Source organism: Macrococcus carouselicus (assembly GCF_004359515.1).
Classification (GTDB): domain Bacteria; phylum Bacillota; class Bacilli; order Staphylococcales; family Staphylococcaceae; genus Macrococcus; species Macrococcus carouselicus.
This window is the reverse complement of the sequence record NZ_SCWD01000001.1, coordinates 305,892-324,750: the sequence shown is the minus strand read 5'-3', so window position 1 is coordinate 324,750 and position 18,859 is coordinate 305,892. Positions and strand designations below refer to the sequence as shown.

Below are 18,859 nucleotides of genomic sequence, written 5' to 3'. Positions count from 1 at the left end.
AACCTCCTATAAATATGATTCAGTCGCGACAATCAATATCTTCGCTTCCTTCTCTTCATTGTTGAACAGCTGGTGTGACTCATTCGCCTTAAAATAAAAACACTCATGCTGCTCCGCATGATAGATCTTTTGACCGATCCTGATAGATGCCTTCCCTGCCATGACATACATAAAGCTCTCTGACATTGACGGTTCGAACTTCTTGTACTCAGCACCAGGTTTCAGCGTGATGATCACCGGCTCCATATCGTAATCATTGGAATGCGGTACCAGCCAGTTGATCAGATAGCCGTTGTCATACTCATCATATAACGTCTGCTCAGACAGCGGATAGTAGATCTGCTGCTGGTAAGATTTCTCATTGAAGAAATCCGCAGGTTTCACACCTAACACCTCAAGTATATTAAAAAACGTCTCCATGGACGGTGAACTGAGGTTCCGTTCCAGCTGTGAGATATAGCCTTTTGACAGATCGGTCCGTTCACCGAGTTCTTCCTGGGTCAGATTCTTCTGTCGGCGCAGGTCCTTTATTTTTTTGCCGATATCCATGACAAACCCCCTTCCTGTTTATAAATAATAAACAATAAGTTTAATATTAATACTTATAATCTAACAAATATAAGTAAACTAAACAATAGTAGGGGGAATAAATATATTATTTTGTCATCGAAATCTGCTTAGCGCCGGTCTTCAGTTCCTCACGCATCTTTTTCACGACAGGATAACCATCGTATCCTGATGCTTTTCTGAAATCCTTATAGATATTATTCTCCTGTGCCTTACCCGGACAGACCTTCTTGAAGCGGTCATACTTCTCTTTCAGTTCAGTGATATCAATCCTGCTCTCGTAGCTCTGTTCGACAGCCGCCAGAAAATCGACGACTGCCACCATCTCGTCGGGGGTCCAGCTTAAATCAAGTGGATAACTGTATTCCATATTTACCTCCATCAAAAAACGCTATTCTATAAATAGAATAGCGTTTTTGAATCTGCTTGAAAAGTATTACATCGTATGGATTGGATGACCTAAAGCAACTTCCGCTGCTTCCATTGAAATCTCACCTAAAGTTGGGTGAGCGTGGATTGTCATTGCCATATCCTCAGCTGTCATCCCTGTTTCGATTGCAAGACCCAGCTCAGCGATGATATCAGATGCGCCCGCACCGGCAACTTGAGCACCGATCAGTAAGCCATCTTCTTTAAGAGAGATTAATTTCACGAAACCATCCGTTGCGTTGATTGATAACGCACGGCCGTTCGCTGCGAATGGGAATTTAGATGCTTTGATGTCAAGTCCTTCTTCTTTCGCCATTGCTTCAGTGTAACCCACTGTTGCAAGTTCAGGTTCAGTGAAACATACAGCCGGGATACCGAGGTAATCCACTTCTGATTTTTCGCCTGAGATCGCTTCAGCAGCGATTTTCGCTTCATAAGATGCTTTATGGGCAAGAGGAGGTCCAGGAACGATATCACCGATAGCGAAGATATTGTCAACAGAAGTGCGACCTTGTTTATCCACTTCAATTAAACCGCGGTCAGTTAATTTAACGCCGAGTTCTTCAAGACCGATATCGTTCGTGTTTGGACGACGTCCTACAGTCACTAAGCAGTAGTCAGCTTCAACTGTTTTAGTTTCGCCTTTCACTTCATAAGTCACTGTCACGCCGTTTTCAGTTTCCTCAGCAGATTTAGCCATTGCTTCAGTCACGATTTCCACGCCTTTAGCTTTTAAGCCTTTTTTAACGATCTGAGTCATCTGTTTCTCGAAGCCGCCTAAGATATCTTTAGCACCTTCTAAGATAGTGACTTCAGTACCGAAGTTAGCATAAGCAGTTCCAAGCTCAGAACCGATATAACCGCCACCGACAACAACTAATCTTTTAGGAACTTCCGTTAACGCTAATGCGCCAGTTGAATCGATGACGCGTTTACCGAATTTAAAGTTTGGAATCTCGATTGGACGAGAACCTGTCGCGATGATCGCGTTTTTGAATGTGTAAGTCTGAGACGCTTTATCCGTCATCACTTTTAAGTTGTTCGCATCAACGAAGTAAGCTTCGCCTTGCGCGATCTCAACTTTACGGCCTTTCAGTAATGCACCGACACCACCTGTTAATTTGTTGACAACGCTGCTTTTGAACGCCTGAACTTTAGTGAAGTCCACTTTAACGCCTTCAGCAGTGATACCCATGTCTTCAGAGTGCTGAGCCACTTCATAACGGTGAGAAGCCGCGAGTAACGCTTTTGACGGGATACAACCTACGTTAAGACAGACACCACCAAGAGCGCCTTTCTCAACGATTGTTACTTTCTGGCCAAGCTGAGCTGCACGGATCGCAGCAACATATCCACCAGGACCTGCACCGATGACAATAGTATCTGTTTCAATAGGAAAATCTCCAACTACCATTCTTTACCCCTCCATTAATAATAATTCTGGATTATTTAATAAACGTTTGATATGGTTCATTGCGTTCTGACCTGTAGCGCCATCAATCTGACGGTGGTCAAAGCTGAGTGATAATGCAAGTACCGGAGCTGCAACGATTTCGCCGTCTTTAACGATCGGTTTCTGAGCGATACGGCCGATTCCTAAGATTGCAACTTCTGGATGGTTGATGACTGGTGTGAACCACTGACCACCTGCAGAACCGATATTACTAATTGTACATGATGCACCTTTCATTTCGCCAGGGGCAAGTTTGCCGTCACGTGCTTTAACAGCTAACTGGTTGATTTCATCTGAGATAGCGAAGATAGATTTACGGTCGGCGTTTTTCACAACCGGTACCAGTAATCCACGTTCAGTATCTGCAGCGATACCGATGTTGTAGTAATGTTTGTGAACGACCTCTTCAGTCGCATCATCAAGTGAAGTGTTCAGTGCAGGATATGCTTTAAGTGCTGATACCAATGCTTTAACGACGTATGGTAAGAACGTTAATTTGATACCTTGTTCAGCAGCCACTTCTTTGAATTTTTTACGGTGATCCCAAAGTGCAGACACTTCGATCTCATCCATTAATGTGACGTGAGGTGCTGTATGTTTAGAGTTGACCATCGCTTTAGCGATCGCCTTACGCATAGCAGGAATTTTTTCACGAGTTTCAGGGAATTCGCCTTCTGGAGCTGCTACAGGTTGTGCATTTGACACGGCTTGTTCAGTTGCTGCCTGCGCTGGCGCTTCTGCTACTTCCTCAGTTGCCTGAGCAGCGCCGCCGTTCATGTAAGATTCGATATCTTCTTTCAGGACGCGGCCGTTTTTGCCTGAACCTTGAACTGCTTTGATGTTGACACTGTTGTCACGCGCGAATTTACGCACTGAAGGCATCGCAATCACGCGGCGTTTTTCGTCCACTTCAACGTCAGCCGTCTGCGTTGCAGCTGCAGGTGATTCAGTCTTCGTTTCTTCTGCCTTAGGTTCTTCTTTTGTTTCTTCAGGCTCTTCTGCATGAGAGTCTGCAGGTGCATCCGGAGAGTCGATTTTGATGATGACATCACCAAGGTTCGCAACTGTTCCTTCTTCTACAACCACTTCTTCAACTGTACCTGATACTGGAGATGGGATCTCAACGACAGATTTGTCATTCTGTACTTCACATAAAATATCGTCTTCGTTAACAGTGTCGCCAGCTTTAAAGAACCACTTAACGATCTCACCTTCGAAAATACCTTCACCAAGTGCCGGTAACTTAAATTCAAATGCCACTATAAGTTCCTCCTAGATAATCTTTTTTAATGATAAGTGAAAAGTACCGAAGTACTTTTCACGGCTGAAAACTGATTAGAATTCTAATGTGCGTTTAGCTGCTTCAACGATGCCGTCTTTGTTCGGTAACCAGACGTTTTCCGCCTGTGTGAACGGGTAAGCCGTGTCTGCTGCATATACACGAGCGATAGGTGCTTCGAGGCTGAGTACTGCACGTTCTGAGATTTCAGATACGACGTTCGCACCTACACCTGCCTGCTTCTGAGCTTCCTGAACCACTACAACGCGGCCCGTTTTCTCAACTGAAGCGATGATTGTCTCGATATCAAGAGGCTGTACAGTACGTAAGTCGATGACTTCTACTGAGTGACCGTCTTTAGCAAGTTCTTCAGCAGCTTTCACTGATTCCTGAACCATCGCACCGTAAGTGATGATAGACAGGTCTGTCCCTTCCTGCACGACGGCAGCTTTACCGATTTCCACTGTGTACTCCTCTTCAGGTACTTCAGCACGGAATGAGCGGTATAATTTCATATGTTCTAAGTAGACAACAGGATTGTCGTCACGGATAGCTGAGATCAACAGACCTTTAGCATCATATGGGTTTGATGGGATGACCACTTTGATACCCGGTGTCTGTGCCATCAGTCCTTCTAAGTTGTCAGCGTGAAGTTCAGGGGTATGAACGCCACCACCGAATGGTGAACGGATAACGACCGGTGCTGGTTTAGTGCCGCCTGAACGGAAGTTCTGACGTGCAAGCTGTGCAGCGATTGAGTCAAATACTTCGAAGACGAATCCGAAGAACTGGATCTCCATTACCGGACGGAAGCCCGTTAATGATAAACCGATAGCAAGACCACCGATACCTGATTCTGCAAGTGGTGTATCGAATACACGGTCTTCGCCGAATTCTTTCTGAAGTCCTTCAGTCGCACGGAATACACCACCGTTGACACCCACGTCTTCACCGAATACTAAGACATTTTCGTCATTTTTAAGTTCAGTTTGAAGTGCATTTGTTATTGCCTGGATCATCGTCATTTGTGCCATGACTTACTTCGACTCCTTCTCTTTGTAGATTTCATATTGTTCTTTTAAGTTAGCAGGCATTTCACCTGAGTACATGATTTCCGCTAATTGAGAAACAGTCTGTTTAGGTGTCGCATCTGCTTCTTTAAGTGCAGTTTTGATTTCTTCTTTCGCCCGTTCCATTACTTCGTTTTCTTTTTCTTCAGTCCAGAGACCTTTGTTTTCTAAGAATTTACGGAAACGTACTAATGGATCTTTTTTAACCCACTCAGAATCTTCATCTGAAGTTCTGTAACGAGTCGGGTCATCCCCAGCCATTGTATGCGGACCATAACGGTAAGTCATTGTTTCAATTAATGATGGACCGTCACCCGCGATAGCGCGTTCACGTGCTTGTTTAGTCACGAAATAAACAGCAAGTGCATCCATACCGTCAACAACAGTACCCGGGATACCCGCTGCAACCGCTTTTTGAGCTAATGTTTTAGCAGCAGTCTGTTTTTCACGCGGTGTTGAGATCGCATAGTTATTGTTCTGGATGACGAAGATTGCAGGTGCTTTGAATGCAGCGGCAAAGTTGATCCCTTCATAGAAGTCACCTTGAGAAGAACCGCCGTCACCTGTATAAGTGATCGCTACGTTCTGTAGACCTTTTTTCTTGAGACCAAGCGCCACGCCGGCAGTCTGAACATACTGCGCACCGATGATGATCTGTGGTGCTAATGCGTTCATACCTTCAGGGAACTGACTGCCTGCGAAATGACCACGTGACCATAAGAACGCTTTAGTCAGCGGAAGACCATGCCAGATTAATTGTGGAACGTCACGGTAACCTGGCAGAATCCAGTCCGCTTTTTCAAGGGCATATTGTGACGCTAACTGAGAAGCTTCCTGACCTGCTGTAGGTGCATAGAAACCTAGACGACCTTGACGGTTTAATGAGATAGAGCGCTGGTCAAGGACACGTGTCCATACCATTCTTTCCATTAATTCAACTAACTGTTCATCAGTTAAGTCAGGCATATATTGATCATTGATAACGTTACCTTCTAAATCTAATACTTGAACTACTTCAAACTTAGATTCAATTTCATTGAGTACTGCTACTGCATCGAATGGTGCTTGTTTCTTCGAAGCCATTCAATTCACCAAACCTTTCGGATTTATTTATATTTACTTGAATCATTCTAACATAAAACTGTTCTAGTGTTAAACAAAAAAATTCGGTACACGAAATAGACTTTAAACCATGATTTCAAAGCGTTTTGTTATACTGTATTACTCAAAATACAAGCACTGTTATAGTACAACTACTTGCTGTTCAGCAGCTTGACGACATCAGCTGATTCTTTCTGGATTTTTTCCATCGTCTTGTTGTACGACGTCATCTTCTGCTGGAAACTTTCAGTCGACTTGTTGAGTTTCTCGATCATGCTGTTCACTTCTTCAGTCTCTGGTTTTTTACCCTCTAAATACTTAAACAAATCATTTTCTTTTTTGAGCACATCCTGATAAGAAGCCATCAGCTCATCGTGTCCCGCGTACTTCTCATCCATTACCGCTGTCAGATCGGCAGCTTCTTTTTTCTGCTCTTTGTTTTTAATGTCTTTCGCCAGATCCTTCGCTTTTCTGTAGGCGGTCTCCGAGTCATCGTACGCCTTGATCTCCTTGTCGATAGCCTGTTTGCGTGCCTCCGTATTTTCAACCAGTTTCTGCGCATTGCTGTTGATCATCTTGATGTCCTGCTTCTTGGCCTGACTGATCTTGTTGAAGCGCTCCACTTTTTCAGACTCGAGCTTCTGCAGATTCTTGTTCACTTCAATGACTGGTTTCTCCTTCTGATTGACTGTATCAATCTGAGTATAGAACGCTGCCAGCTTGTCCGTCGAATGGCCGCACCCTGCCAGCATCAGGACCGATAGACCCATTATCGCTATTTTCTTCATCTTGACCTCTCCTTCACTTGTTCTCATTTATAGTAGCCTTTTTTAAATGGCGATTCAATGTTTATAGTTAATCGCTGCCGACTCTGATATATTATAAAAAAGGAGTGAATAACATGTTAACAATGAAAGACATCATCCGGGATGGCCATCCGACTTTAAGAGAGAAAGCACAGGACGTCACCCTCCCTTTATCAGAAGAGGATATCCAGCTCGCTGACGATATGCTTGAGTTTCTGAAGAACAGTCAGGACGAGAAGATTGCAAAGAAGTATAAGCTGAGAAGCGGCGTCGGACTTGCAGCCCCTCAGCTCAATATCTCTAAACGACTGATTGTCATCTATTTCTACGATCAGGATAAAGAGGATTACATCACACTGCAGCTCTTCAATCCGAGAATCGTCAGCCACAGCGTCGAGAAAGCTTATCTGCCGCAAGGAGAAGGCTGCCTGAGCGTGGATGAAAACATCCCGGGACTTGTGCATAGAAATGCGCGTGTGACCGTCAAAGCCATCAACCGTGACGGCGAGGAAGTTAAAATCCGTCTGAACCGCTTCGTTGCTATTGTCGCACAGCACGAGATCGACCACCTGAACGGGGTGATGTTCTATGACCATATCAATCAGGCGGATCCATTCAAACCTGAAGAGAATGCGACCGCAGTAGAATAAAAAGAGTTGCCAGGTATTTCGCTGGCAACTCTTTTTATATGGGCGTATGTTCCTGTATCAGCGGAACGTCCCGCTGACGCCTTTTGCGGGACGTTACGCCTCATTTTCTACATATTCACTGGTGGAACGTCCCGCTTACACCTTTTGAGGGACGTTACGCCTCATTTTCTACATATTCACTGGTGTATCGTCCCGCTGACACCTTTTGAGGGACGTTACGCCTCATTTTCTACATATTCACTGGTGTATCGTCCCGCTGACACCTTTTGCGGGACGTTCCGCCTTATATTTCTACATATTCACTGGTGTATCGTCCCGCTGACACCTTTTGCGGGACGTTCCGCCTTATATTTCTACATATTCACTGGTGTATCGTCCCGCTGACGCCTTTTGCGGGACGTTACGCCTCATTTTCTACATATTCACTGGTGTATCGTCCCGCTGACGCCTTTTGCGGGACGTTACGCCCCTGATTTTCTTAACGCCATACTTCTTATTAAATAAGTGCCAGCTGCTTGAATGCATGCATGATGCCGTTATCATCTACATCCGTCGTGACAAAATCGGCAATTTGCTTGAGTCCTTCTACTGCGTTACCCATTGCGATACCGGTTCCCGCCCATTCAATCATCTCGAAATCGTTGTTACCGTCACCGAGCGTGATGACATCCTGCTGTCTGACACCGATTTTCTCAGCGAACTTCTTGATCCCCTCCGCCTTAGAGCCGTTCGCCGGCACAACATCCCGGCTGAACTCATGCCAGCGGTAGAACTTCACAAGCGGATGTTTATTATCGTAGAGGACGTCCGTACCTTCGTCATGGAAGAGCAGCGCCTGGAATATCTCATGGTCCATGAAGTAATCATTCTCATGACGCGGGTGCCCCAGTCTGATGGAACCCATGCTCTCCGCGATATGGTCATGATGCATGATATTCGACACCGCTTCTTCCTCCCCCAGGAAGACCATGGGATGATCATGCTCACGCGCAATCCGCTGCAGTGTCGATAGCGTCTCCGTATCCAGCGGGTTGCGGTAGATGACCTCTGAATGATAGACGACATACTGACCGTTATAGGCGACGAAGTTCTGGATCTCCGTATCTTCCATCACCTGCTTCATATTATAAGGTGCACGCCCTGTCGCAATCGCCAGTATATGGCCCGCTGCCTTCAGCTGACGGATTGTTTCATGGGTCGTTGCCGGTATCTGATGATGACTGTCATATAAGGTGCCATCGATATCAAAAAAGATTAGTTTTTTAGTCATGGTCATTCCTCCTCCCCTACTACCTTATCTCAGTTTTCCGCGAAACTCTAGTTTTTACTTTGCACTCATACTTAACTTCATGTAAAATAGAAGTACTCATACAATCTGTACGGTGAAGAGCCCTAGAGCAGCTAGGGCCTTATTTATGTTAATTATTATTAGGAGGCTATATAAATGGCAATTTTTAAAGTTTTTTATCAGGAAGACAGAAGCGAAGTTATTATTCGCGAAAATACACACGTTCAATATATTGAAGCTGAAACGGAAGAACAGGTCCGTAAATCATTAGCTGATCGCCCTTACAATATTGAATATGTTCAGAAACTTGATGGTGCACATCTCGCTTACGAAGAGAAATCACCAGCATTCAAAGTGGAGACTATCTAATGAATCTCCTGCAAAACAATGAAGTCGGCGTATTCGCGCTGGGTGGTATGGGCGAGATCGGTAAAAACACCTACGCAGTCGAATATAAAGACGAAATCATCGTCATCGATGCGGGCATCAAGTTCCCGGAAGATGAACTGCTCGGAATCGACTATGTCATTCCGGACTACACTTATCTGGTGCAGAACCAGCATAAGATCAAAGGACTGTTCATCACTCATGGTCACGAAGACCATATCGGCGGTGTGCCGTTCTTACTCAAACAGCTTAATATCCCGATTTACGGCGGACCCCTGGCTCTTGGCCTTATCCGCAATAAGCTAGAGGAGCATCATCTCCTCCGCACTGCATCACTGAATCCGATCACAGAAGACAGCGTCTTTGAATTCGCTAACATGAAGGTCACGTTCTATCTGACGACACACTCAATCCCTGAGGCGTACGGCGTTGTCGTCCATACTCCGGAAGGGAAGATCGTTCATACCGGAGACTTCAAGTTCGACTTCACACCTGTCGGCGAACCTGCGAACATCGCTCGTATGGCCGCACTGGGTGAGGAAGGCGTGCTCTGTCTGTTATCAGATTCCACTAACGCCGAGATCCCGAACTTCACCATCAGTGAACGTGCGGTCGGTCAGAGTGTGGAGCAGATTTTCCGCAAGTGCAGCGGCCGTATTATCTTCGCGACATTCGCATCAAATATCTACCGCGTGCAGCAGGCGATCGAGGCCGCCGTCAAATTCGACCGTAAGATCGTCATCTTCGGCCGGTCGATGGAGAACAACATCAAGATCGGTACGGAGCTCGGCTATATCAAAGTACCGCCTGAGACATTTGTCGAAGCGAATAAAATCAACAGTATTCCGAAGCACAAACTGCTGATCCTCTGTACAGGGTCACAGGGCGAACCGATGGCGGCACTGTCACGTATCGCAAACGGTACCCATAGACAGGTCAGCATCATCCCGGAAGACACAGTGATCTTCTCTTCTTCACCTATCCCGGGCAACACGAAGAGCGTCAACCGTACGATCAACGCCCTGTATAAAGCAGGCGCTGACGTCATCCACGGTAAGTTATCAAACATCCATACATCAGGTCACGGTTCACAGGAAGAACAGAAACTGATGCTCCGCCTGATCAAGCCGAAGTTCTTTATGCCGATCCACGGTGAGTACCGCATGCAGAAACTGCACGGTCAGCTGGGGATGGACTGCGGCGTCAAGCCTGATAATGTCTTCATCCATGAGAACGGGGATGTACTTGCCCTGACACACGACTCTGCCCGCTATGCAGGCAAGGTTCAGTCAGGCAATATATTAGTCGACGGCAGCGGTATCGGTGATATCGGTAACGTCGTCATCAAAGACCGTAAGATTCTGTCTGAGGACGGCCTCGTCATCGTGGTCGTCAGCATCGACTTCAAGACAGGACAGCTCCTGTCAGGTCCGGACATCATCTCTCGCGGCTTCGTCTATATGCGTGAATCCGGTCACCTGATCTATGACGCACAGCGCATGATCAAGAAGACGGTCATCGAGAAACTCAATCACACTGAAAACGTTGAATGGCACCATATCAAAAATGCGATCACGGAAAGTCTCTCCCCTTATCTCTATGATAAGACGGCAAGACGCCCGATGATACTGCCGATGATCATGGATGTCAATAAGTAAAAAAAATCGCTGAACAGCCGTTCAGCGATTTTTTTGTCTGTATTCTAGTTATTCTCAAGTTTACTTTCGAAACGGCGCAGGTCATTGTCATGACCGATCACAATCAGCATATCACCGCGCTCGATATACTCCTCAGGGTCCGGTGAGACCGTGATATGGTCATCCCGCTTGATGGCGATGATATTCAGCCCGTAGTTCGCACGCAGGTCGAGGTCAAGAATCGTCGTCCCTTCAAGGGTCGGTCCCGCGATGATCTCAACGATCGAATGTTCATCAGCAAGTTCCAGATAATCCATCACTGAAGCATTGGATAACTTGTTCGCTATCCGTCGTCCCATATCACGTTCAGGATGGACAACGGTGTCCGCCCCTATTTTGTTCAGCACTTTCGCATGATAATCATTCTGTGCCTTCGCTGTCACCTGGGCGACCCCCAGATCCTTCAGAATCAGGGTCGTCAGAATACTCGCCTGAATGTTATCACCGATCGCGACAATCACATGGTCGAAGTTACGGATACCCAGACTCTTCAGTACGGTTTCATCCGTCGTGTCAGCGATGACCGCATGTGTGGCGATATCCGCATATTCGTTGACTCTCGCCTCGTCGCTGTCAATCGCCATGACATCGATATCCAGTCTGTTCAGTTCTCTGACGATACTCCCGCCGAACCGGCCAAGACCGATCACTACAAATTCCTTTTCCATTCCCATTTGCTACCTCCGCTTTCCTGAGACGTAATCTGCATCAAAGATGAATAATCTCAGTAATAATAGTAAAGAAGGAACCAGTAAAAGTAAACCTGCAATAAAGACAATGACAAGTGCCAGTGCCATCGAGTCATTAACGACCGCATGATTCAGATCGATATAAGGATAGAGAATATACGGCAGCTTACTGATGCCGTAGCCGAAGAACGCGAGCGCGAACTGGACCATGATCAGAACAAATGCCAGACCATGATTGCGGCGCTGCCAGATCAGCACGAATGCTGCGATAAAGAACAGAATACTCAGGCCGAAGAGCCACCAGTAATGACTGACTGCCATACTGAAATGTTCAGCATTATGCTGTCTCAAACTCAGGAAGACGAACTGGCAGATGATGATCATCGGCCCCGCCCAGATCAGGAACCAGTTTCTCATCAGCTCATAGGCCGGCTTATCTTCTGCTTGATGCGCATAATAAGTCAGAAAGGCGGATGAGATATAGAGCACCGAGATGATGGACAGAAAGACCACTGCCCAGGCATACGGACTCATCAGGAGCTCGAACCAGTCCAGCACGACGCCGTCAGCTGTCTTTTCGATAAAACCGCCCTCAGAGATGGAAAGCACGGTCGAGAAAGAGGCAGGTATCAGTAAACCTGTCATACCGTATAGGAAGATCCACGCAAACTTCGTATCCTTACCGTACGTCTCAAATGCATAGAACGCACCGCGGATCGTCAGCAGAATCAAAGCGACTGAAGCAGGTATCAGCAGCGTCGTGCCGAAATAATAGGCGGTATCCGGAAAGAAGCCGACAATGCCGACGAAGAAGAAGACCAGGAAGACATTCGTCACTTCCCATACCGGATTCAGATAGCGTGAGACCAGTTCACTGATAATATGATCTTTCTTGGTGATTTTAGCGTATAACATAAAGAATCCGGCGCCAAAATCAATGGCGCCAATGATGATGTAACCATACAGGAAAGTCCATAGTACGGTTATCCCTATATGCTGATAGTCCATTAAGCTTCTCCTCCTACATTGGCACGGTTATTCTCAATTTCAATCGCTGCCGGCTTATCCTTGAAGATGCGGACCAGTACGTAGATACAGGAGAAACCGAGTATAAGATACAGCAATGCAAATGCAACGAGAACCAGCGATACACCGTTCGCCTGTGTCACACCTTCTGCCACTTTCATATAGCCGCGCAGAATCCATGGCTGACGACCCATTTCAGCTAAGAACCAGCCGAATTCAATCGCCAGCATGCTCATCGGTCCAGTTAAAGCAATCATATAGAGCATGAAGGAATGATGACTCCACTCCTTCTTGAATTTTTTCAGGATAAAGTACAGAACAGAAATGGCGAACGAGAAGACACCGAAGAAGACCATCAGGTCAAAGAAGTAATGAATGACAAGCGGCGGACGCTCATCTGCCGGAATCTCGTTCAGTCCTTTGATCTCAGTATCGAAGCTGTTATCTGCGAGGAAGCTCAGCATCCCCGGAATCTTGACGGCCCCTTTGACTTCCTGAGTCTCTTCGTCAAGCATACCGAAGAGCACTAAGTCAGCCTTGCTGCTTGTATCGAAATGCCACTCCATCGCCGCCAGTTTCTCAGGCTGCTCGTGGTGCAGGAACTGTGCAGAAGCGTGACCTGCCATCATGGCGAACAGACTGAAGATAAGACCGGTCAGCATGGTGACTTTCAGCCCTTTCTTATGATAAGCACGGTCGCTCTCAAATCTATTACGCAAGAGTTTCACTGCTGCGATACTTGCCAGCATGAAGGCGATGGTCATGCCACCTGTCGTCACTACGTGAAACGCACGGACAAAGAATGAATCATTGAGCATGGCAGCGACCGGATCGATATTGACCAGCTGGCCTTTGACCATATCAAAGCCCTGTGGTGTATTCATGAATGAGTTCACACTTGTGATGAAGAGTGCACTCATCGTCGAACCGATGATGATCGGGATGGTCAGCAGCCAGTGCAGCCAGCGGTTCTTGAAGCGGTCCCACGTATAGAGATAGATGCTCAGGAAGATCGCCTCAAAGAAGAATGCGAATGTCTCCATGAAGAGCGGCAGCGCGATGACCTGACCGCCGATACGCATGAATGACGGCCAGAGCAGTGACAGCTGCAGACCGATAATCGTACCGGTTACAACCCCTACAGCTACCGTAATCGTAAACCCTTTCGCCCAGCGCTTCGCCATAGCGAGGTAGGCAGGGTCCTTCTTGTAAAGACCGAGACCTTCAGCAATCATGAACATAAACGGCAGCGCGACCCCGATAGTTGCAAAAATAATATGAAACGCGAGCGTCATCCCTGTCAGGAGACGACTGATAATAACACCATCCATTTAATTCCTCCTCATTGTGATATTTATCACAAATAATATAATCCTATTATACAAGATTGGACGTCTTAATACTAATAGTTGACTCATGAAAATGCCAACAAAATCATCAATGAAATTTGATAAATCTGATAAAAAACGCTACTCTATATAAGATTAAAGTCTGGAGATGATGAATATGAATATCACTGTGTATACACAGGATAACTGTCCACCGTGTCAGTATATCAAAAATTATTTTAGAGAGCACCAAATCCTATTTACAGAAAAGAATATAAGGAACAGTCAGTACCGCAGCGAGATGATGGAGATGGAGGCCTTCAGCACGCCGCTGATCATGATTGATGATGAAATCCTCCACGCCATCGATATGGACAGGATCGAAGCGCTGGTCCATGTTTAGATATCTGCCGTTCAAGTCGAAGAAAGAAGACGTCCGTATCAGACACCGGGAGCTGAAGATGCTGAGAGAAGCGCATCACGCGCCCCTGACAGTGGTGCATATCTCTGACCTGCATCTCGGCTTCAACTACAGCTATGAGGATCTGCTCTACCATATCACCCTGATCAATCAGCTGCATGCCGATATCATCATCATATCGGGTGACCTGTTCGATAATATCGATCATTATCACAATCCGGAGCATCTCATTCCACTCTTGAAGACCCTGAAAGCAACGCTCGGCGTCTTCTTTGCTTACGGCAACCACGATCAGCGTATCCATCAGACAGAACGGATCAGCCGTCTATTGGCAGCGTCTGACATCAGGCTGCTCGTGAATCAGGGCACTGTCGTTCATTATGACGGTGAGCCGATCTTCATCGGCGGTCTGGATGACATCATCAATTCAGGCGGTAATGTTGAACAGACTCTGAAGCAGCGTCACGACGATATGCTGACCTTCCTGATTGTGCATGAACCGGACTACGCCGACTTCGTCAGGAAATTCAATGTCGATATGCAGTTCTCGGGGCATACACACGGCGGGCAGATCCGCATACCGCTGATCGGTGCGCCGGTGAAACCGTCACTCGGCATGAAGTATGTCCAGGGGATGTATAACGTCGGTGACATGAAGCTGCACGTCTCGCCGGGACTCGGTACCACTCACCTGCCGATCAGATTATTCTGCCGGCCGGAGATCACCTGCCTTCATATCAGTTAACACAAGAAGACCCTATTCCTGGACAGGAATAGGGTCTTCTCTCTTATTTGATTCGATTAACCAGTTCCACGACTTCTTCCTGTGTCGCACAGTTCAAAGCCTGCTCAGCTAATTTCTGCATGTCGCTGCGGTTCAGGTTCTTGATCTGGCGACGTGCCTTCAGAATGCTGGTCGCACTCATTGAGAACTCATCCAGTCCAAGACCGAGGAGTAACGGAATCGCTGTCGTGTCGCCTGCCATCTCACCGCACATACCTGTCCATTTGCCCTCTTTATGACTGGCGTCAATGACCTGTTTGACGAGGCGGAGGATCGCCGGATTATAAGGCTGGTAAAGATAAGAGACGCGTTCTGACATACGGTCTGCTGCCATCGTGTACTGAATCAGATCGTTTGTACCGATACTGAAGAAGTCCACTTCCTTAGCAAATAGGTCAGCGATAGCAGCAGTTGACGGGATCTCCACCATGATACCGAGCTCGATATCGTCCGCTACTTTGACTTTTTCATCCTGCAGCTTCACTTTTTCTTCCTCAAGAATCGCTTTCGCCTGACGGAACTCATTGATTGTCGCAATCATCGGGAACATGATGCTCAAGCGACCTGCAGTTGATGCACGCAGCAGTGCACGTAACTGCGTTCTGAAGATATCCTGCTGGTCCAGGCAGAGACGAATCGCACGATAACCGAGGAACGGGTTCATCTCATGCGGCAGGTTCAGATAAGGCAGTTCCTTATCTCCACCGATATCAAGCGTACGCACAACGACACGTTTCCCTTTCATTTCAGAGAGTACACGTCTGTATGCTTCGTACTGTTCTTCCTCAGTCGGCATGTTATCGCGGCCCATATAAAGGAATTCTGTTCTGTAGAGACCGATTCCTTCAGCGCCGTTATTGATCACACCTGCTAAATCGTCCGGTGTCCCGATGTTCGCTGCCAGTTCGACATGCACACCGTCTTTAGACTCTGTCTTGTCCTTGACAAGCTGCTTCAGCTCTTCCTTGTCCTGAATGAATTTCGCCTGTTTGTTCTTGTAGGCGAGAACGGCATTCTCATCAGGATTGATGATGACGTCACCTGTAGAACCATCGATGATCACCATGTCACCGTGCTTCACGGCTTTGGTTACATCTTTCGTTCCCACGACAGCCGGGATCTCCAGCGAGCGGCTCATAATAGCTGAGTGACTTGTACGGCCGCCGATATTGGTTGCAAAGCCTTTGACGAACTCTTTGTTCAGCTGGGCAGTATCTGACGGTGTCAGGTCGTCAGCGATGATGACCACATTCTGATTGATCGTGCTCGGGTTCGGTAATGTCACACCGAGTAGATGCGCTAAGACACGTTTAGAGACGTCACGGATATCTGCCGCACGTTCTTTCATGTATTCATTATCCATTGATTCAAAGATCGCGATGAAGTTATTCGCCACTTCCATCAAGGCGCTCGGCGCATTGGTCTGGTTGGTGCGGATGTTCTCCTCAATCGGGTTGATCAGCTCCGGATCCTCAAGCACAAGTAAATGGGCGTCAAAGATAGCGGCTTTATCAGGACCTAAGGCTACTTCCGCATTGTTTCTGATCTGCGTCAGTTCGACCTTGGATTCATTGATAGCTGCCTTGAACTTTGCTACTTCCGCTTCAGCGTCCGTCACCTTTTGACTGGTATATGATAAATCGGGCTCAACTAAAAGATAGGCTTGCGCAATGGCAACCCCATCTGAAGCGCCGATACCGCTTAAAGTCATAGACATTAGGCAGTCAGACCTTCTTTAGTTAATACATCACTGATTGCCTGAACCGCTTCTTTTTCATCGCTGCCTTCCGCATATACAGTGATTTCAGCATCTTTGCCGACACCTAGACTCATTACGCCCATAATAGATTTTAAATTAACTTTCTTGCCGTTGTATTCTAATTGTACGTCTGAATCGAATTTACTTGCCGTCTGTACGAGCATTGTCGCCGGACGCGCGTGAATTCCTGTTTCATCGATAATTACATAGCTTTGTTGTTCCATCGTTGATCTTCTCCTTTAGGTTTCCTAGTTTTATATATAAACCAAAACTGTCTATACAGTGCTAGAATAACAAATCGTGCTCGATACTTCAAATATTTGCACGCTTACATGAAGCTGCGCGCTACCTGCTCACATTTATCCGCATGGTCCTCACCCAGTTTTTTCATCAGTTTATAGCTGATACCTGCCGCCACTGCCTGACCGACAACCGGAATCCAGCGTACCTGTTTAGCCGCCTCGCGTTTCGCGAATGCTTTCAGGACGACTGTCAGTAGTTTAGTCGTGATATTGCGACCGATGAAGTCACTGCCTTTTTTCGCCGCTGTGAACATCACCTGCTGCTTCATATCATCGGCCATACCATTGACCTGCTTATGGCTGAGTCCGTACACCTTGTTGATGTCTTCGATGATGTCCTTCATCAGCTTCAGATCGACACCCACATCGATACCGGGAACCGGGATGACGGTCGCCGCTGAACTCATCAGCGATTTATTCTGAATGATTTTCTCCGCCGCCTGACGACGTTCGATCAGTTCTGTTTCCGTGGTCGGCAGCGATCCTTTAACGACTTTGATATCCGGTGAACCTAATTTCTTACCTGCCAGATTAATCACTGTATCCAAAATGCCCATTCTTTACACGTCCTTTTATTTAAGTTAGTGTTGTATTCCCGAAAACTGTCGGTCTTAATCAAGTATTTTCACGAAGACCACTTTGAGATACTTCGACGGCTTGTAGTGGGTCGTCGTTCTGAAGTCCTTCGGCAGCCCCATGATATCTGTGATCTCAAAACGTCTGCCGTCAAGCGTCTCATTGATCATCTTCTTGAAGTGCGGCAGCGTATAGTTGCTGGCATTCGTGCTGAGGACAAGATACCCGCCGCGGTTCAGAACCGGCAGGGCCCCTTCGATCAGCTCATTGTAGTTGTCTTTGACACTGAAGCGTTTTTTCTTTGAGCGTGAGAAGCTCGGCGGGTCGATGACAATCAGGTCGAACTTCATTCTCTTGCGCAGACAGTACTTCAGCATATCAAAGACATCCATTGTATAAAGCAGCTGCTTGTCGACATTGATTTCATTCAGCGCGAAGTTCTGCTCGATCAGTTCAAGTGAGCGCTTCGCGATATCGACGGAAACCGTCTCCATACCGTTCTTCGCAGCCGCAACGCTGAAGCCGCCTGAATAAGCAAAGAGATTCAGCATCGGACCTTCCAGGTCGAGTGACATGATCTTATTACGCACATCACGCTGGTCGAGGAATAGTCCGGTCATCGGTCCCTCCTCAAAATGGATCGTGTAGAACAGGTTGTTCTCTGTGATGATGATCGGGAACTCAACCGATTCTTCGCTGATACGGTGAGTCGGGACATTCTTATCGAAGCGCAGTTTCTCATGAAGTGTCTTGTAATGGAAGACCTCCCTTAAACTCTCGACAATTTCGTCCTTATAATAATAGATGCCTTTTGAGTACCACTGAATCAGGAAGTGGCCGTCGTAATCGTCAACTGTAAAGCCGCCGAGTCCGTCGCCCTCGCCGTTATAGACACGGAACGCATTGGTATGTTCTGCATTGTAGAGTGCTTCACGTTCGCCTTTAGCGTCTTCGAAGAGCCCCTTGAAATAACTGACGTCAAGCCTTGTCTCCAGGTCGTCACCGATCTTGTAGCCGGCACCGCGGTTCTGGCGGCCGTAATAGAAGAGACCAAGTTCCGCGCCCTCAGACGTCTTCAGGACGAAACGCTCGCCTTCTGTCATGGTATCCCTATCAAATATATCCGCTTCCTCCAGCACCAGATAGCCGTCGCGGTATTTCTTATCATGTTTATGTTTCAGTATGACATTCTTCACTCTTTCACCTCATTGATTGTTTGTCTCCACTATAACACAAAAAAGGACACC

Annotated in this window: 20 protein-coding genes; 5 read left to right on the top strand and 15 right to left on the bottom strand. The window is 46.9% G+C overall.

The genetic code is table 11. The features are described from left to right. Window positions 1-6 precede the first annotated feature (6 nt). From ERX40_RS01635 to ERX40_RS01605, 7 genes are all read right to left on the bottom strand, one after another. A complete protein-coding gene (locus ERX40_RS01635; protein WP_133416755.1) occupies window positions 7-549 on the bottom strand; it encodes a helix-turn-helix domain-containing protein in 543 nt (180 codons plus the stop codon). Window positions 550-655: 106 nt separating this feature from the next. Beyond that, entirely contained in the window at window positions 656-937 is a 282-nt protein-coding gene (locus ERX40_RS01630; protein ID WP_133416754.1) for a UPF0223 family protein, read from the bottom strand. A gap of 66 nt (window positions 938-1,003) precedes the next feature. Then, a complete protein-coding gene (gene lpdA, locus ERX40_RS01625) occupies window positions 1,004-2,410 on the bottom strand; it encodes a dihydrolipoyl dehydrogenase (protein ID WP_133416753.1) in 1,407 nt (468 codons plus the stop codon). A gap of 3 nt (window positions 2,411-2,413) precedes the next feature. Further along, window positions 2,414-3,709 carry a dihydrolipoamide acetyltransferase family protein gene (locus ERX40_RS01620; RefSeq protein ID WP_133416752.1) on the bottom strand — a complete coding sequence of 432 codons (1,296 nt, stop codon included), beginning with the start codon at window positions 3,707-3,709 and terminating at the stop codon, window positions 2,414-2,416. A 75-nt stretch (window positions 3,710-3,784) separates the two neighbouring features. Continuing rightward, window positions 3,785-4,762 (bottom strand): alpha-ketoacid dehydrogenase subunit beta, encoded by a 978-nt coding sequence (locus ERX40_RS01615; protein WP_133416751.1) that lies wholly within the window; start codon window positions 4,760-4,762, stop codon window positions 3,785-3,787. A gap of 3 nt (window positions 4,763-4,765) precedes the next feature. After that, a complete protein-coding gene (pdhA, locus tag ERX40_RS01610; protein WP_133416750.1) occupies window positions 4,766-5,881 on the bottom strand; it encodes a pyruvate dehydrogenase (acetyl-transferring) E1 component subunit alpha in 1,116 nt (371 codons plus the stop codon). 170 nt (window positions 5,882-6,051) lie between these two features. After that, entirely contained in the window at window positions 6,052-6,687 is a 636-nt protein-coding gene (locus ERX40_RS01605) for a YkyA family protein (protein WP_165980621.1), read from the bottom strand. 113 nt (window positions 6,688-6,800) lie between these two features. Between ERX40_RS01605 and def the strand changes: the two genes are divergently transcribed. Then, entirely contained in the window at window positions 6,801-7,355 is a 555-nt protein-coding gene (gene def, locus ERX40_RS01600) for a peptide deformylase (RefSeq protein ID WP_133416748.1), read from the top strand. Window positions 7,356-7,851: 496 nt separating this feature from the next. Here the strand turns inward: def and ERX40_RS01595 are convergent, their stop codons facing one another. Then, window positions 7,852-8,625, bottom strand: coding sequence for a Cof-type HAD-IIB family hydrolase (locus ERX40_RS01595; protein ID WP_133416747.1), 774 nt, complete (start codon window positions 8,623-8,625; stop codon window positions 7,852-7,854). 174 nt (window positions 8,626-8,799) lie between these two features. Here ERX40_RS01595 and ERX40_RS01590 point away from each other — a divergent pair, with 174 nt between their 5' ends. Continuing rightward, a complete protein-coding gene (locus tag ERX40_RS01590) occupies window positions 8,800-9,012 on the top strand; it encodes a DNA-dependent RNA polymerase subunit epsilon (protein ID WP_133416746.1) in 213 nt (70 codons plus the stop codon). Continuing rightward, on the top strand, window positions 9,012-10,688 hold the full coding sequence (gene rnjA / locus ERX40_RS01585) for a ribonuclease J1 (RefSeq protein ID WP_133416745.1): 1,677 nt from the start codon (window positions 9,012-9,014) through the stop codon (window positions 10,686-10,688). Before ERX40_RS01590 ends, rnjA begins: the two co-directional genes overlap by 1 nt. A 44-nt stretch (window positions 10,689-10,732) precedes the next feature. Here rnjA and ERX40_RS01580 read toward each other — a convergent pair whose 3' ends face one another. From ERX40_RS01580 to ERX40_RS01570, 3 genes are read right to left on the bottom strand one after another with little or no spacing between them, the layout of a single operon-like run. Further along, window positions 10,733-11,395 (bottom strand): potassium channel family protein, encoded by a 663-nt coding sequence (locus ERX40_RS01580; protein WP_133417575.1) that lies wholly within the window; start codon window positions 11,393-11,395, stop codon window positions 10,733-10,735. A gap of 9 nt (window positions 11,396-11,404) precedes the next feature. Further along, window positions 11,405-12,424 (bottom strand): cytochrome d ubiquinol oxidase subunit II, encoded by a 1,020-nt coding sequence (locus tag ERX40_RS01575; protein WP_133416744.1) that lies wholly within the window; start codon window positions 12,422-12,424, stop codon window positions 11,405-11,407. Beyond that, entirely contained in the window at window positions 12,424-13,773 is a 1,350-nt protein-coding gene (locus ERX40_RS01570; protein ID WP_133416743.1) for a cytochrome ubiquinol oxidase subunit I, read from the bottom strand. Before ERX40_RS01570 ends, ERX40_RS01575 begins: the two co-directional genes overlap by 1 nt. Before the next feature lie 175 nt (window positions 13,774-13,948). On the opposite strand from ERX40_RS01570, the gene ERX40_RS01565 reads away from it, so the two are divergent. Then, window positions 13,949-14,173 (top strand): glutaredoxin family protein, encoded by a 225-nt coding sequence (locus ERX40_RS01565; RefSeq protein WP_243712889.1) that lies wholly within the window; start codon window positions 13,949-13,951, stop codon window positions 14,171-14,173. After that, window positions 14,166-14,936 (top strand): metallophosphoesterase, encoded by a 771-nt coding sequence (locus tag ERX40_RS01560; RefSeq protein WP_165980620.1) that lies wholly within the window; start codon window positions 14,166-14,168, stop codon window positions 14,934-14,936. The genes ERX40_RS01565 and ERX40_RS01560 overlap by 8 nt, the downstream gene beginning before the upstream one ends. A 43-nt stretch (window positions 14,937-14,979) precedes the next feature. Here the strand turns inward: ERX40_RS01560 and ptsP are convergent, their stop codons facing one another. From ptsP to ERX40_RS01540, 4 genes are all read right to left on the bottom strand, one after another. Next, window positions 14,980-16,692, bottom strand: coding sequence for a phosphoenolpyruvate--protein phosphotransferase (ptsP, locus tag ERX40_RS01555; RefSeq protein WP_133416740.1), 1,713 nt, complete (start codon window positions 16,690-16,692; stop codon window positions 14,980-14,982). Next, complete coding sequence (locus ERX40_RS01550) at window positions 16,692-16,958, bottom strand: phosphocarrier protein HPr (RefSeq protein WP_133416739.1); 267 nt, start codon at window positions 16,956-16,958, stop codon at window positions 16,692-16,694. The genes ptsP and ERX40_RS01550 overlap by 1 nt, the downstream gene beginning before the upstream one ends. Window positions 16,959-17,062: 104 nt before the next feature. Next, a complete protein-coding gene (locus tag ERX40_RS01545; protein ID WP_133416738.1) occupies window positions 17,063-17,593 on the bottom strand; it encodes a DUF697 domain-containing protein in 531 nt (176 codons plus the stop codon). A 54-nt stretch (window positions 17,594-17,647) separates the two neighbouring features. Beyond that, entirely contained in the window at window positions 17,648-18,808 is a 1,161-nt protein-coding gene (locus ERX40_RS01540; protein ID WP_133416737.1) for a class I SAM-dependent rRNA methyltransferase, read from the bottom strand. Window positions 18,809-18,859 lie beyond the last annotated feature (51 nt).

Excerpts from the sequence above, each read along its gene's own strand:
- ERX40_RS01635 (WP_133416755.1), bottom strand. The coding sequence starts at position 549 with ATGGATATCGGCAAAAAAATAAAGGACCTGCGCCGACAGAAGAATCTG.
- ERX40_RS01630 (WP_133416754.1), bottom strand. The coding sequence starts at position 937 with ATGGAATACAGTTATCCACTTGATTTAAGCTGGACCCCCGACGAGATG.
- lpdA (WP_133416753.1), bottom strand. The coding sequence starts at position 2,410 with ATGGTAGTTGGAGATTTTCCTATTGAAACAGATACTATTGTCATCGGT.
- ERX40_RS01615 (WP_133416751.1), bottom strand. The coding sequence starts at position 4,762 with ATGGCACAAATGACGATGATCCAGGCAATAACAAATGCACTTCAAACT.
- pdhA (WP_133416750.1), bottom strand. The coding sequence starts at position 5,881 with ATGGCTTCGAAGAAACAAGCACCATTCGATGCAGTAGCAGTACTCAAT.
- ERX40_RS01605 (WP_165980621.1), bottom strand. The coding sequence starts at position 6,687 with ATGAAGAAAATAGCGATAATGGGTCTATCGGTCCTGATGCTGGCAGGG.
- def (WP_133416748.1), top strand. The coding sequence starts at position 6,801 with ATGTTAACAATGAAAGACATCATCCGGGATGGCCATCCGACTTTAAGA.
- ERX40_RS01595 (WP_133416747.1), bottom strand. The coding sequence starts at position 8,625 with ATGACTAAAAAACTAATCTTTTTTGATATCGATGGCACCTTATATGAC.
- ERX40_RS01590 (WP_133416746.1), top strand. The coding sequence starts at position 8,800 with ATGGCAATTTTTAAAGTTTTTTATCAGGAAGACAGAAGCGAAGTTATT.
- rnjA (WP_133416745.1), top strand. The coding sequence starts at position 9,012 with ATGAATCTCCTGCAAAACAATGAAGTCGGCGTATTCGCGCTGGGTGGT.
- ERX40_RS01580 (WP_133417575.1), bottom strand. The coding sequence starts at position 11,395 with ATGGAAAAGGAATTTGTAGTGATCGGTCTTGGCCGGTTCGGCGGGAGT.
- ERX40_RS01575 (WP_133416744.1), bottom strand. The coding sequence starts at position 12,424 with ATGGACTATCAGCATATAGGGATAACCGTACTATGGACTTTCCTGTAT.
- ERX40_RS01570 (WP_133416743.1), bottom strand. The coding sequence starts at position 13,773 with ATGGATGGTGTTATTATCAGTCGTCTCCTGACAGGGATGACGCTCGCG.
- ERX40_RS01565 (WP_243712889.1), top strand. The coding sequence starts at position 13,949 with ATGAATATCACTGTGTATACACAGGATAACTGTCCACCGTGTCAGTAT.
- ERX40_RS01560 (WP_165980620.1), top strand. The coding sequence starts at position 14,166 with ATGTTTAGATATCTGCCGTTCAAGTCGAAGAAAGAAGACGTCCGTATC.
- ptsP (WP_133416740.1), bottom strand. The coding sequence starts at position 16,692 with ATGTCTATGACTTTAAGCGGTATCGGCGCTTCAGATGGGGTTGCCATT.
- ERX40_RS01550 (WP_133416739.1), bottom strand. The coding sequence starts at position 16,958 with ATGGAACAACAAAGCTATGTAATTATCGATGAAACAGGAATTCACGCG.
- ERX40_RS01545 (WP_133416738.1), bottom strand. The coding sequence starts at position 17,593 with ATGGGCATTTTGGATACAGTGATTAATCTGGCAGGTAAGAAATTAGGT.